Here is a 13,675-nt window from a genome sequence, read left to right as displayed (position 1 = left end):
ATGCCTTTCTAAGGCTCCCAAACGAGTATAAAATATATTAATAAGGAGAATTGATATGATCAGTAAAACATTAACCGTTGTGAATCCCTCCGGATTACATTTAAGACCCGCCGGCGTTCTCTCTCAGGCTGCCATGAAGTTCAAATGCGACGTAATCATTGAGTGTGGGGATAAAAAGATCGTTGCAAAGAGCGTATTAAACGTGATGGCTGCCGGGATCAAGTCCGGCACCGAGATCAACCTGATCTGCGACGGCGAGGACGAGGAAGAGGCGTTAAAGACTCTGTCCGAGGCGATTGAGAGCGGACTGGGCGAGCTGTAAGTCCGTCTCTGCATGATTGGAGTCCCAGGACTCCCATACAGGTAAATAAGAATTTTGAGAAGGGGTACCGCGTTCCTGAACGGAGCGGTACCCCTTTTTGCCGGATTTTTTGGGATCTGGCAGAATACACCGGGCGCAGTCTGCAAAAGACCGCGCCCGGTGTATTTCCAAATTATAAGTCAAAATACCGCTGGAACTCCGCCGGATGGGGGATCTGGGACAGCTCCCGGCTCTCCTGGCGTTTCTTCCTCAGCCAGATTTCAATGAGGCGCTTCGGGAACACGCCGCCTGCGGTCAGATAGTCGTGGTCCGCCTCCAGGGCGTCCAATGCCTCGTCCAATGTCTTGGGAAGGGACTGGATCTTCGCCTTCTCCTCCTCGGGCAGATCGTAGAGGTTGCAGTCAAAGGGACCCCAGCCGTGGGCTTCCGGATCGATCTGGTTTTTGATTCCATCCAGTCCGGCCATGAGAATGGCGGCGTAGGCATAGTAGGGATTGGCCGTGGCGTCCGGGTTCCTCAGCTCGAACCGCTTGGCCTTCGGCGTTTTGGCGTAAGCCGGGATGCGGATCACGGCGCTGCGGTTGGAGGTGGCGTAACCGATGGTCACCGGCGCTTCAAACCCCGGCACCAGGCGTTTGAAGGAGTTGGTGGACGGGTTGGTGAAGGCGCACAGGGACGGGACGTGCTTTAACAGTCCGCCGATAAAATAGTGGGCTGTTTTGCTCAGGCCGGAATAGCCGTTCTCGTCGAAGAAAACGGGCTCCCCGTCCTTTAACAGCAGCATGTGCACGTGCATGCCGTTGCCCGCCTCCTTGTAGATGGGTTTGGGCATGAAAGTGGCGGTTCTTCCGTCCTGGACGGCGGCGTTGTGGATCACATACTTGATGATCATGGTCTTGTCCGCCATGTCCACCATATCGCCCAGCTCCACCTCGATCTCCATCTGACCGGAGCCGCCCACCTCGTGGTGGTGGTATTTGACGTCCACACCCCAGTCCTGGAGCAGCATGCACATCTTGCTGCGCAGGGTGTAGGCCACGTCCTGAGGCGCTGCGATGTGGTATCCGCCGCCTCCGGGTACCTGGAAGCCCTTGTTGTCCGCGGTCTCCCGGCCGCTGTTCCAGGACGCCTGCCTGGTGTCCACGGTGAAGGCCATGCGCTGGGGCTCTACCATGTAGCTGACGTTGTCGAATAAATGGAACTCAAACTCCGGCCCGATGAGCATCTGGTCCGCGATCCCCTGGTCCTTCATGTACTGGATGGCCCGCAGGCTCACGTTTCTGGGATACTGGTCAAAGGGGCGGTTCTCCTTCCCGATGACGCAGACGTCCCCGCACATGGTCAGGGTGGGAATCTCTGTAAACGGGTCTACCACCGCGGTCTCCGGGTCCGGGATAAAGACCATATCGCTCTTCTCCACCGGGGCGTACCCGTAGTTGGAGCCGTCAAAGCCGATGCCCTGGGTGAAAATATCCTCGTTAAAGCGCTCCACCGGGATTGTGATGTGCCGCCACCGGCCGTTTAAATCCGTCATCTTGAAATCAATCATTTTGATTCCCTGCTCCTGGCAGATCTGTAATACTTCTGTACTCTTAGACATGTTTTCCCCTCCAAAATTGGTGTGTTTACGAAACGCGTTCGCTTTCCCTGATTATACTTTGTCACCAACCGGAAGGTTGATGACAAGGGATGCGTTTCCTTGATTATACCATAGTTTGGGGAGATTATGGCCGTTTATATTTTCCAAATGGAAATATTTAATTGGAAACAATGCTGCCGCGGACTATGAATAGCGCCGCGCCGCAAACAGCCTCTTGAGAAGGGCGCGCAACGGGGGGCCGGCTAAGCGCCACAACAGGCAGACGAGAACGATACTACTGCAATATCCGAACAGCGGATATGCGGTGCCGACCAGGCTTGAAAATCCGGCCAGACTGCCTGTAAAAGCAGCGGTCAGTAGAAGCGCCGACAGCATTTTCCGGCGTCCGCCCAGAGAGGGAAAATACCAGCGAAGTTGTTCGGTCAGGGCCGTTGTACAGGAGAGAGCGGTGCCGAACATGGATGCCAGGAGCAGAGCTCCGTACAGGTAAGCGAGATATGGGTGAATGGCCCCGGCCAGGGCCAGCATCGGCAGCTGCGCTGCGCGGATCTGCGGGTAAGCGTTAAGTGAACAGAGTACGCTGGCTGCGATCAGAAAGAGGAGGAGAATGCCTAAGAGAGTCCCTTTAAAGAGAATGGGCTTCTCGGCAGTCCGCCTTCCCAACAAGGTCAATATCCCGATGGCGCTGAACAGATTGTAGCTGGCGAAGGTTACGCTTCCTGTGAGCCAGCCGCCGATGAGGGGGTTAACAGCGGCGTCCATTGCCGCATCCGGCGCCAGAACAAAATGTGCAAACAGGGAACAGGCGGCGGAAGTGACGGTGAGAAGGGGAACGGACAGGGAAAAGATGGAAATTACATTTTCCAGCCCATGAATAGCCGCGAAGAACAGAAGCACCGTAAATCCCAGGGCGCCCAGCCAGGGTTTGAGCCCCACCAGCTGTTCCATCAGGGCCCCCGCTCCGGCGGTCATGACGGAGGTGACGCTGAACAGAAACAACAGCTGCAGTGCGGTCAGCAGTCCCCGAAGTGCAGGAGCTTTCCGCCCAAGTATGAGCTGTTCGGGCGTCTGTCCGGCGTGTGTAAAGGCCAGCTTTAGAAGGCTTAAGCCGGCGGCGCAGATCAACAGCAGTGCAACCATCAGGCCCACCCATCCCCGGGCGCCAAAGACGCCAAAAAATTGCAGGAGTTCCTGGCCGGAGACATATCCGGCGCCGAGAAAGCAGCCGGCGAACGTCATTCCCAGGCGCAGCGGGTTCAAAGGTTTCATAAGCGTTTTCCTTTCCATTTCGCGAATAAAGGTGATTGAAAAGCGGCAGCTATCCGAACAGGGCAGCTGCCGCAGGTTACAACAGGGATTGGATTGTGTTTTATCACTCAGCCAAATGCCGGGCGGATTCGTCCACAACGGCCATCTGGGCTTCGGTGGGCTTTTTCCCCACAAGGATTCCGATCAGATAACCGATGCCCGCCACGGGCAGTCCGATGATTGCCACATGGATTTCAAAAGGAGTACCCAAAAGCAGCCAGATTAACACGCTGGCAATTCCAAGCCCCAGGGACAGGTTGGCCGCGGTGGAACCGCCCTTTTTGGAATAAAGCCCTGCAAACAGGGAAATTGCGATCAGGGCGTTGATGGTGTAGGTCACAAACATCATGGAAATGATGGTGGTGAAATATTGGGTGATCACCAGGGCGATCAGCGTGAGCACTATAATCGCAGCCTTTGACACTGCCAGCTGCTGCCGGTCCGTTGCATCCTTGCGGATGATGCGCCCGTAAATGTCATGGGTGATACAGATGGAAGCGGACAGCAGGGAGGAATTGGCTGTGGTGAGTACGGCGGAGACAATGGCGGCCACATAAATACAGGATATGGCAGGACTCATGTAAAGGTTCAGCATGGTACCGATTACGGAGTCGCCGATGGTCTCATTTTCCAACAGCACATTGGCGCTCATACCGATGATCGGCACAAAAACCGCAAAGGCCAGGGTGATGAAAATGACATAGGCGGTAAGGCCTTTACGCGCCTCCTTCAGGGTCCCTACGGAGTTAATACGGCTCACGTACCCGCTTTGAAGGGCCATGTGCATGCCGAAGCTGGAGACGAAGGTGCCGAATATGGTGATAAAGGAGCAGCCGTTGGCAGTGCTGAAAATACTCATCTTTTCAGGTCCGGCCGCCTGTGTGATGGCGTGGAAGCCGCCCGCCTTTCCGGTAAAGACGACTACGCCCATCAAAAGCCCAAAGAAAATAATCACGCCCTGGAGCGCATCCGTGGTGGCCACCCCCTTATAACCTCCCAGAGCAGCGGTGGCGATAAACAGCACTACGGCCAGCGCCAGGGCCATACCTTTGGAGAGGCCTACATAGGTGGTGACCATTGCGGCAAAGGTGTTCATCATCGCCGCGGCCATGCCTACCTCTGCGATCATGACCACAACGGATGAGAGCAGCCGCGTTTTTTCGCCGTAGCGCCTTGCCATAATATCAGCGGTGGAAATCTGCCTCATATTAAAAATCCGGCGGCATATGACCAGATAGATCAGACCCACCAGGGACACCTGGATGGGAATCCAGATCCAGATCATTCCCTGAGAGTAGAAGTTGCCTACATAAGCAACCATTGTGGCGCCGCCGCAGAAGGTGGAGAAGAGCGTACCCGCCATGATGAACCATGGGATTTTTGCGCCCCCGATGGCAAAATCCTTGAATGTTTTGTTGCCGCGGCCACAGTACAGCGCGATTGCAGTTATCAGCCCTACATAGACCAGTATGACGCCTATTTTAATCGTTGTTGTCATAAGTTTCCCCCATTCCTTTTCTTTTGGAAAAATCCCGCAGTGTCACATTGTAAACATTACCCCAATTAACATTTCCTTTATACCGGCCCGGCAAAATGAATAAAAAAATAAATTGTCACAATAAAATTATAGCAAATACTACTGAATACGAGAAGTGCGATTTTCCCATAGCGGTCATGCAGAATCCTCATAACACCGCGTGCAGATTTCAGTTGCAATGATGTTTCAAAACAGGTATTGTTTAAGTAACGGAGGGTAAAACAGATGGATATTCAGAATCTACGCTATTTGGTGCAGATCGAACAGATCGGCTCCATCAACCGGGCAGCCCAATCTCTGTATGTATCCCAGTCGACTTTGAGCCGTATTTTAAAGGAGGTGGAGGCGCAGACCGGCATCACGATTTTCAGGCGTACGAACAAGGGCGTAATTCCGACAAACGACGGGGCGCTGTTCCTGGCTAAGGTTAAGAAGGTGCTGGCGGATATGGAGGAGCTGGACAGCCAATATTTCAGCTGTCAGAAAACCGCCGAGATAACGCTTTTGATTGCCACACAGCGCTGTTCCGTGGTGGTGAATGCATTTGTAAATTTTTACCATCAGAACTGCGGAGAAGCCAGGCTGCTGAATCTGGTTCTCCAGGAGGAACCCACGGAGAATATCCTGCGCCTGGTGGCGAACCGGGTCTGTCATCTGGGCATTCTGCACACCACCAACGACCGGGAGGCAGACTTTTTGCAAATGTGCCGGAATCTGGGGCTGGAGAGCCATCTGCTGGACGAGAGCCCTGTTTGTGCGCAGGTGCGCTGCGGCCACCCTCTGGCCGGACAGGTCAGCATAGGGAGCAAGGCGCTGGAGGCATATCCACACGTTACCTACTCAGATGAGGATATCACAAAGATCAACTATTGTTCGGATATATTCCAGTATAATCAGAATGTGGTGGAGAAGCGGATCATCGTACAGGATCGGGGGACGTTATTGCAGGTGATTGGGGGAACGGACGGTTATTATCTGGGCTGCGATTGGAGCCATTACAATCTGGGGGTCACGCAGAATATCCAATATATTCCACTGAACGATACCAACCTGACCATCAAAACATATTGGATTCAACGGGAAGGGTATGTGCTTATGCCGCCGGAACAATCCTTTATCGAGATATTGAGGCAGTCCTTTCACATGCCGGATTAATTTATTTATAATACGAGGAGGAACACACGATGCTATCATGCGACACCCTTGCCGTAACAGCGCGGTTTTGCGCGCAGGGCAGCAATACTATGGCAAAAAACAGCGACCGCCCTCTGGGGGAGGCGCAGCCCCTCATCTGGTTTCCGCCGCGGGATCACGGGGACGGCGAGATGGTGGAGTGCACCTATATCTCCATCCCTCAGGCCGCCCATACCTACGGCGTTCTGGGATCGCGCCCGTACTGGATCTGGGGATTTGAGATGGGGGTGAATGAGCGTGGCGTGGCGATTGGAAACGAGGCTCAGGGAAGCAGGGATGAGAGCGGTGAAATGCAACCCGGGTTATTGGGAATGGACCTGCTGCGCCTGGGACTGGAACGAGGCGCTACCGCCAGGGAGGCGGTAGAGGTCATCACCGGCCTGCTGGAGCAGTACGGGCAGCGGGGAAATGCCAGCCGTTTGTTTGAGCGGCGGTATGAAAACTCGTACATGGTGATGGACCCCGATGAAATCTGGGTGCTGGAGACCGCGGGGCGCAGGTGGATCGCGCGGCAGATTCACACCTACGGGGCGATCAGCAACTGTTATTCCATTGAGCGGGAATTCGACTTGTGCAGCGGCGACCTGGAGCGGCACGCCCGGGAGAATGGATGGCTGTCCCCGGGGGAACCCTTCAATTTTGCCAAGGCCTACACGCTTCCCGCGCCCAGGCAGACCAATTCCGTCACCCGGTGGAGACGTTTGAACCAGCTTCTGGAAGGCGGGGAGCCTCAGAGTATTTCAGGGATCAGAAGGATGATGCGGGACCACTATGAGGACAGCCTGCTAAAGCCCAGGTTTGGGGCGGCGTACGGAACGTTTCCCACCATCTGCATGCACGCCATGACCTGGGATGCCTGCCAGACCACCGCGTCTATGCAGGTGTTTTACCATGACATTCTGGGGCCTGTGGCGCGCCATGCGATGTCTCTGCCCTGCTGTTCCGTGTATCTGCCGGTTTATCTGACCGGATGGCTTCCGGCCTGCATGGAGGCGGGAGGAGAACAATTTGAGGCGACTTCCCTGTGGTGGCTGTTCGAGCGGCTGGCTATGGCGGTCAGCGCGGATTATGAGCGGTTTGCACCTGCGGTCCAACGGGAGGCAGCGGAGCTTGAGGAGCGGCTTGACCGGGAGGCAAAGCAGGCGGAGGCTCAGGCGGCCGCCCTGTTGGAACAGGGGGAGGCCGGACAGGCCGCTGCGGTTTTAAACCGGATGATGGAGTCAGCCGCAGAGCAGGCAAAAGCGTTTGCACAGCGGCATTTTGAGGCCGTACGCGGGCAGCTGGAGCGGGATGGAGACGTTTTGGGGCCGCGGAGGGAGTTTTTGGAGGATTATTGCAGGAGAACGGGGATGGAGCTTGTGTGAGATATCCGGGCGGAGGTTTGAGACCGATAGAGGACTCAAATCTCCGCTTCTTAGATGTGTCGCGTCTCAAACCCCACAGTGTATTTTCAGGATCGTCGGATGCAGCTTCCATAGAACCCGGGTGAAAAACGTCATTTACATTGTGGCATCGTCCGGGTTTTGCTATAATTAAGGAAACATATCTCTTATCGACAGCCTGCGTCTGCCGACAATATATAATTGGATTGAAACATTATGCGGGAGAGGGGGGACAAAAAATGGATTTCTGCCATATTTACCAGGAAATGTTCGCGGCCCTGCAGCAAGGAGGTCTGGATCGGGTGGCGGAGGCGGCGTACCGGATTATGGACATGCCGGTGATGATCGCGGATACCTCCTATGTGGTGACGGCCATGTACCCGGAGGAGGAGACCGGGGACCGGCAGTGGGACAGCAGTAGAATGGGGGAGCCGATTTTGGTGGAGGCCATCATCGCTTACCAGTATGACGGACACTGGAACGCCATCCGGGAGGCTCAGGGAGCCTTGTACATCGACTGGGGATACTGCAAGGAACACCCCAAATACGCGGCACTGGTGGAAAAGGAGGACAAGGTGCTGGGCAGTCTTGCATTTTTGATCGGCGATCATCCCAGGGAGGACTGGCATCTGGAGGCGGTGAGGATCATCGCCCGGGCGGCAGGCATCGCCATGGACAGCCAGGACTCCAGGCTGAAAAAGCTGGTGGACTTGAAGGAGGTGATGATGCGGTCCCTCTTTCTGAACAATATCAATTCTATGGAACAGTTTCAAAGCATGGCGGAGCTGGCGGGACTTAAAGCCGGCCCGGAGTACGTGCTGATCGGTTTTCTGATTGGAGATATGCAGAACAAGCTGTTTTCGGACTATATCGCAAGACGGATGATGGACTTTTTCCCCGGCTCCCTGCAAATTCGACAGCAGGGCTGCTTCTACGTGCTCACGGACGGACGGCAGATTCCGCAAAAAGAGGAGGCGATCCGCAGGATGACCGTCCGGCTGAAGGATGCCCAGGCGCTGAGGGCGGCGTTCAGTAATGTGTTCTCCGATCCTATGCAGCTGCCTCTTTACAGGGAACAGGTGGACAGCCTGCTGGGACTGCCGGAGAGTTTCAGGGCCGGGCGGACAGTCCTGCATTATCGGGAAAACGCCCTCTATATCGCTATGGAAGCTTTGGCGCGGAATATTTCGGAGGAGAACCTGCTGCACCCGGTGATCCGGCAGCTGGAGGCATACGACCAGGCATACAACACGGAATATCTGGTGACGCTTAAGACCTATATTCACGCCTGCTACAGCAAAAGCGGCACCTCGGAGGCGCTTAACATCCACCGGAATACCCTGGCCTACCGCCTGGAGAAGATCGGCGAGATCACCGGCGTGAACCTGCGGGATCCCATGACGGCGCTTCATCTTTTGATCAGCTTTTACTATCTGGAGCGCTAAAAGGGCCCGCCGGGAGGGCGGGCCTGTTGGGTAAGACCTTGGTTATTTTTCGTAATCGATGACAACCTTGATGGAGCTTTCGGCGTCGCATGCCTGTTCAAAAGCCTGGCACAGCTGGCTGTGTGGGTAGACCTGGGTGATGATCTCTCCCAGCTTGCAGGAGGGAGCGTCCAGGGTGCGGATCGCGGTAAGAATGTCCTCCGGCGTATAACCCCGGGAGCCTTTTAGGGTCAGCTCCTTGGCCAGGACCCAGTAGGGGCTGATCTCCACGTTTTTCCCGTGGACCGCGATGATGATTAAGGAGGACAGAGTCTTGGCGTGATCGATAAATTCGTTGATGATAAAGGGCAGTCCGGCGCAGTCGATGACCACGTCCGCGTTTATGCACTCCTCGCTGGAATTGCCGGTGTGGACGCCCCACTGAGCTTTAATGAAGTCGATGAGACCGCCGTCTTTGGAGTTAAATACCACAGCGCCCATGCGCCGCGCCACCTCCAGCCGGGAATCGCTGATGTCTGAGACGATGATGTCGCGGATTCCCTTATTCTGCAGGGCGGCCACGGCGCAGAGCCCGATGGTTCCCGCGCCATACACTACCGCATTTTCATGACCCTTCAGGTCCGCGATGGCTACCCCGTGGGAGGCTACGCTTAACGGCTCCGTCAGAACCCCGGTCTCAAAGGAAAGACTGTCGGGGAGGACAAACACGTTGTAACCTGCCTGTGCATTTTCCACGTACACATACTCGGAAAACGCGCCGGTCATATCGGCGATTTCCGTGGAGTTTAAGCCGCAGCTCTCGCTCCGTCGGGTGGTGGGGCAGAGGGTGACCCGGTCGCCGGCATGCAGGCCGGTGACATTTTTTCCGATTTCACAGATAATACCTACCAGCTCATGGCCGAACTGGCTGCCGGCGTGAATGCCCACGTCGTCCCCGCCGGCCAGATAGGCGTGAACGTCTGTGCCGCAGATGCCTGCTTTTACCACGCGGATGACGGCGTCGCTGTCGCCTGCCGTGGGACTGGGCAGTTCCTGAACTTCAATCTGTTTGATGCCGTTATAGATTCCAGCTTTCATAATCGCTTACCTCGTTTATTGGGGAAGTCTCAGTCCAGTATGGTGACGGATTTGAGGCATTCCCTCTTTTTTTTGTTCCAGAGGGTCTCTTCCAGCCCCTCCAGGCCGTGGTTGATGTGGGTGATGATTTTGGATGGATCGAAGGATTTGTCGTATTTCAGCATGTTCAGATACCGTTCGAACATCCACCTGCCGCCGGTGTTCTGGTAGCCTGTCATCTGCTTGGTCTCCATTCCGCTGTTCCAGTCTCCCGGGGAAATGACCACGTCGTCGTAGAATGCATTGACGCTGCAAATCTGGCCGCCCGGCCTGGTGAGCCGGTAGGCCTGGGCCACGGTGGAGCCGTTTCCGCCCGCAAGGACCGACACGTCTACAGGGCCGCCGTTCTTCTCACGGATCTGGGCCACCACGTCCCCACCCTTGTAGCTGATAATGTCCGTGGCGCCGAACTCCAGCGCCAGCTCGATGCCCTTGGGATTGGTCCCGATGGCGAAAATCCGCCCAGCGCCCTTGCGCCTGACTCCGGCGATGGCGCAGAGCCCCACCGGGCCGATTCCGAACACAGCAATATTGTCACCCAGCCGGAAATGGGTGTTGTCCAGGCCGTTCCAGGCGGTGGAGATCATGTCGGAGACCATGACGGCCTGAAGGTCCGTGACCTCGTCGGGGATTTTTCCGCAGTTCATATCCACGTCGCGGCAGCACACGTACTCGGCAAAGGTGCCGTCCCGCATGAGTCCCCAGTCAAAGGACATGCCGCCGTTGGAGAAGGTGGCCCATCCCTGCTGGGCCTCGATGGAACGCCATTCCGGCGTCAGGGCGGGGACGCACACCCGGTCGCCGGGCTTAAAATAGGTGACCTCCGAGCCCACCTCCTCGATGACGCCCACGCACTCATGGCCGATGAAACGGCCCTGTACCGGGGGCATGATGAAGTGTTCCACGATCTCAAGATCCGTGTTGCAGGCCGCCGCCGCGGTGACCCGGATCAGGGCCTCATAGGGCCCGGGCCTGGGGGTGGGGCGCTCGCCCAGTGCCACCCTGCCCTGTTCTATCAAGATAAGTCCTCTCATTTGCAGCCCTCCTTTTTCCGCTTATTTGCGTGGCACAGTCAGGTACTCGTCGGGGAGCTTGATAAATTCCAGAATCTCCCCGTCCGGGCCGCAGACAAAGCAGGCGTGGGCCATGACGGTTCCGTCGTGTTTCATATCATAGTCCGCGGGGGGAACGTGGCTTGTGCCGCCAAGCTCATGGATAACATAGTCGTAAAGGCGGTCCACATCCTCCGCAGAGGGGACCTGGAAGCAGTATTGGAAATAGCTTCCCGCGGTGAAGGTCCTGTCGTCGGCGCTTGGCAGACCGGGCTTTCCGTGGGAAAACATTTCAATGACGCCGCCGTTTGGCAGCCGCAGCATGGCGATCTTCTGTTCCGGGAAAAATCCCGGGAATTCCAGCATGTACTCAAAGCCCAGGCCGTCGCAGTAGAACTTTTTCGACTGCTCCCAGTCCGACACGCATAGGGCGCTGTGATGCATTCTCAAACCATTGCAGGCATCGATCATATGTTTCTCTCCTTTCAAATCTCTGTGTTGAGGTCAGGATTGTTAATGGATGGACCAGGCGGCGAAGAAGCCTTCACGGACTGCCTCTCCGATCTGGGCAACCTTGCCGCAGTCGCCGATCACAGTGGTGATGGGGGTGTAGCGGTCGCGTATCTCATTGGCGGGAGCGTTTAACGGTTTCATGCCGAAGGCGGTGATTACGGTGTCCGCGTCGATCCTGATTTCCGCCCCGTCCCTGCCGGAGGCGTACACTGCGCCGCCCTCGATGCGGCTGATCTTCGTGCCTGTCAGTCCCTTCACGTGGTAGTCCTCCAGACGGAATATCAGCGGATTGCGGTTGTCGATGATCATGCCCGGAGCCAGTTCATCCATCATCTCGATGATGGTCACGCTGCGGCCCTCCATGGCCAGCTCCAGGGCACAGTCGCAGCCTGAGGCTCCGCCGCCGCAGACCACGATGCTCTGACCCTTGACAAGGGAGGGATCCAGATGGGCGTCGATCACATTTACCACGCCAGGACCATCGATGCCGGGGATAGGCGGCACGGCGGGGACGGCTCCCAGGGCCACGATGATGCGCTCCGCTTCGGCCAGTTCCGGTGAATCGGCGTTTATCTCATGGTTCAGGCAGACCTTGACCCCTGCTTTTTCCAGCTGGAGCTGCTGCCACTGGTTGAATTTTTTCAGGCGGCGTTTGAATACCGGCTTCTCCGCCGCGTTGATCTGCCCGCCCAGGGCGCCGGATTTTTCGTAGAGAGTCACCTGATGTCCCTGAAGGGCCGCAACTCTGGCCGCCTCCATGCCGCCGGGGCCTCCGCCCACCACGGCCACCTTCTTGGGGGCTGTGGTTTTGACAATGGGATAATCCGCCTCGAATACCGCCTGGGCGTTGATGGCGCAGGAGATCACCCGGTTCTCGTAGAGACGTCCCACGCAGATTTGGTTGCAGTACAGACAGGGACGGACGTCCTCCTCCTTGTCCTCCAGAAGCTTGTTGGGCATGTCGGGGTCTGCGATCAACTGTCTGCCGAACATGACGATGTCGCATTTTCCGTCCGCCAGGGCCTGTTCCGCTGTTTCCGGGGTGAAGGTGCCTGCGGAGAGCACGGGCACGTGGACTGCCTCCTTGATTTTGGCCGCGTAGTCCACCATACAGGCGTCGCCAGCGTAGATGGAGGGAACGATCCACTGTTTGCGCTCATAGCAGCCCATGTCGATGTCAAAGGCGTCGATTCCAAGCTTTTCCAGATACTGTACGATCTCAATGGTTTCCTCGATGGTCCGGCCCTCCGGGAAGTCGTGGGCCGCGGCCAGACGGATCAGCACGGGATAGCCGGGGCCGACCTCGCCGCGGATGGCATGGTAAATCTCAGTGAGCAGGCGCATGCGGTTTTCAAAGCTTCCGCCGTACTGGTCGGTACGCTTGTTCCAGGCGGGGGTGATGAACTGGTCGATCATGTAGCCGGCGTGGGCGTGAATTTCCACCGCATCGGCCTCGGCCCTCACGGCGTTGCGGGCGGCGATGCGGTAGTGTTCCACAATGTCGTGGACCTCGTCTATGGTCAGGGCGCGGCAGAGCTTATCAGGCATGTAGAAGGAGGGAACCTCGGAGGCGGACACCATCTGGTCGTCGCTGAAGGGGAAGGCGTTCCGGCCCAGGCCGCAGCTCAGCTGCAGACAAATTTTAGCGCCCTCCGCGTGGCAGGCCTCCGCCAGAAGGGCCCAGCCCTGCATCTGCTCGTCGGTACCGGCGATGGTCACGTAATCGATCCAGGGGTCGGTTTTGTTGGTGGTGTACTGGCCTTCCAGCAGCACCATGCCCACGCCGCCCCTGGCTCTGGCGCGGTAATATTCAATCTGTTTGGCGTTGGGGGAACCGTTCCGGTTCTCCGAGAAGGTGCCCATGGGCGCCATGACGATGCGGTTTTTTAAGTGCATCCCATTGATCTGGAAGCCGGAAAACATGTGAGGGTATTTGTACATAGTGATTTCCTTCCTTTCTTTTTCTCTGAGGCGGTTTGGCCGCCGGGGTTACGGATTGTGATGATTTTATTTTAACGGGAAAGGGTGATGGCAGGCCATGTTCGTTCCGACGGAATTATGAGCGGATATTTTGGGGTTTGCACAAGAAGGGTGGCACAGGGCAAGATTTTGCAATTTTCTCGTAAAAAAATGTAAATGGGTCAGAGCGTGATGTGATATGATAAGAAATACCGCCGGACTATGGCGGGGAGACGGGAGGAATCAC

Annotated in this window: 11 protein-coding genes; 4 read left to right on the top strand and 7 right to left on the bottom strand. The window is 56.5% G+C overall.

The window, feature by feature from the left end:
* The first annotated feature begins 55 nt into the window (after positions 1 to 55).
* Positions 56 to 322 (top strand): HPr family phosphocarrier protein, encoded by a 267-nt coding sequence (locus tag ACK2JC_RS04785; RefSeq protein WP_007710252.1) that lies wholly within the window; start codon positions 56 to 58, stop codon positions 320 to 322.
* 172 nt (positions 323 to 494) lie between these two features.
* Here the strand turns inward: ACK2JC_RS04785 and glnA are convergent, their stop codons facing one another.
* The 3 genes from glnA to ACK2JC_RS04770 all read right to left on the bottom strand — a co-directional run bounded on the left by glnA (position 495) and on the right by ACK2JC_RS04770 (position 4,728).
* Positions 495 to 1,922 (bottom strand): type I glutamate--ammonia ligase, encoded by a 1,428-nt coding sequence (gene glnA, locus ACK2JC_RS04780; protein WP_368271016.1) that lies wholly within the window; start codon positions 1,920 to 1,922, stop codon positions 495 to 497.
* A gap of 183 nt (positions 1,923 to 2,105) precedes the next feature.
* On the bottom strand, positions 2,106 to 3,191 hold the full coding sequence (locus ACK2JC_RS04775; protein WP_320936366.1) for a hypothetical protein: 1,086 nt from the start codon (positions 3,189 to 3,191) through the stop codon (positions 2,106 to 2,108).
* Between the two features lie 103 nt (positions 3,192 to 3,294).
* Positions 3,295 to 4,728 carry a sodium:solute symporter family protein gene (locus ACK2JC_RS04770; RefSeq protein WP_320936365.1) on the bottom strand — a complete coding sequence of 478 codons (1,434 nt, stop codon included), beginning with the start codon at positions 4,726 to 4,728 and terminating at the stop codon, positions 3,295 to 3,297.
* A gap of 264 nt (positions 4,729 to 4,992) precedes the next feature.
* Between ACK2JC_RS04770 and ACK2JC_RS04765 the strand changes: the two genes are divergently transcribed.
* The 3 genes from ACK2JC_RS04765 to ACK2JC_RS04755 all read left to right on the top strand — a co-directional run bounded on the left by ACK2JC_RS04765 (position 4,993) and on the right by ACK2JC_RS04755 (position 8,788).
* Positions 4,993 to 5,922 carry a LysR family transcriptional regulator gene (locus ACK2JC_RS04765; RefSeq protein WP_092361772.1) on the top strand — a complete coding sequence of 310 codons (930 nt, stop codon included), beginning with the start codon at positions 4,993 to 4,995 and terminating at the stop codon, positions 5,920 to 5,922.
* A 29-nt stretch (positions 5,923 to 5,951) separates the two neighbouring features.
* Positions 5,952 to 7,325 (top strand): C69 family dipeptidase, encoded by a 1,374-nt coding sequence (locus tag ACK2JC_RS04760; protein WP_320936364.1) that lies wholly within the window; start codon positions 5,952 to 5,954, stop codon positions 7,323 to 7,325.
* Positions 7,326 to 7,582: 257 nt separating this feature from the next.
* Positions 7,583 to 8,788: a helix-turn-helix domain-containing protein gene (locus tag ACK2JC_RS04755; RefSeq protein ID WP_320936363.1), complete on the top strand. Its 1,206-nt coding sequence runs from the start codon at positions 7,583 to 7,585 to the stop codon at positions 8,786 to 8,788.
* A gap of 42 nt (positions 8,789 to 8,830) precedes the next feature.
* Here the strand turns inward: ACK2JC_RS04755 and ACK2JC_RS04750 are convergent, their stop codons facing one another.
* From ACK2JC_RS04750 to ACK2JC_RS04735, 4 genes are read right to left on the bottom strand one after another with little or no spacing between them, the layout of a single operon-like run.
* Complete coding sequence (locus ACK2JC_RS04750) at positions 8,831 to 9,865, bottom strand: zinc-dependent alcohol dehydrogenase (protein WP_320936362.1); 1,035 nt, start codon at positions 9,863 to 9,865, stop codon at positions 8,831 to 8,833.
* Positions 9,866 to 9,894: 29 nt separating this feature from the next.
* Entirely contained in the window at positions 9,895 to 10,938 is a 1,044-nt protein-coding gene (locus ACK2JC_RS04745) for an alcohol dehydrogenase catalytic domain-containing protein (protein WP_320936361.1), read from the bottom strand.
* Between the two features lie 21 nt (positions 10,939 to 10,959).
* A complete protein-coding gene (locus ACK2JC_RS04740; RefSeq protein WP_320936360.1) occupies positions 10,960 to 11,427 on the bottom strand; it encodes a VOC family protein in 468 nt (155 codons plus the stop codon).
* A gap of 42 nt (positions 11,428 to 11,469) precedes the next feature.
* Positions 11,470 to 13,410 carry an NAD(P)/FAD-dependent oxidoreductase gene (locus ACK2JC_RS04735; protein ID WP_320936359.1) on the bottom strand — a complete coding sequence of 647 codons (1,941 nt, stop codon included), beginning with the start codon at positions 13,408 to 13,410 and terminating at the stop codon, positions 11,470 to 11,472.
* Positions 13,411 to 13,675 lie beyond the last annotated feature (265 nt).

The organism is Enterocloster lavalensis, assembly GCF_046603895.1.
Classification (GTDB): Bacteria; Bacillota; Clostridia; order Lachnospirales; family Lachnospiraceae; genus Enterocloster; species Enterocloster lavalensis.
The sequence above is the reverse complement of the archived record's forward strand: the minus strand, read 5'-3'. Positions and strand labels throughout refer to the sequence as shown.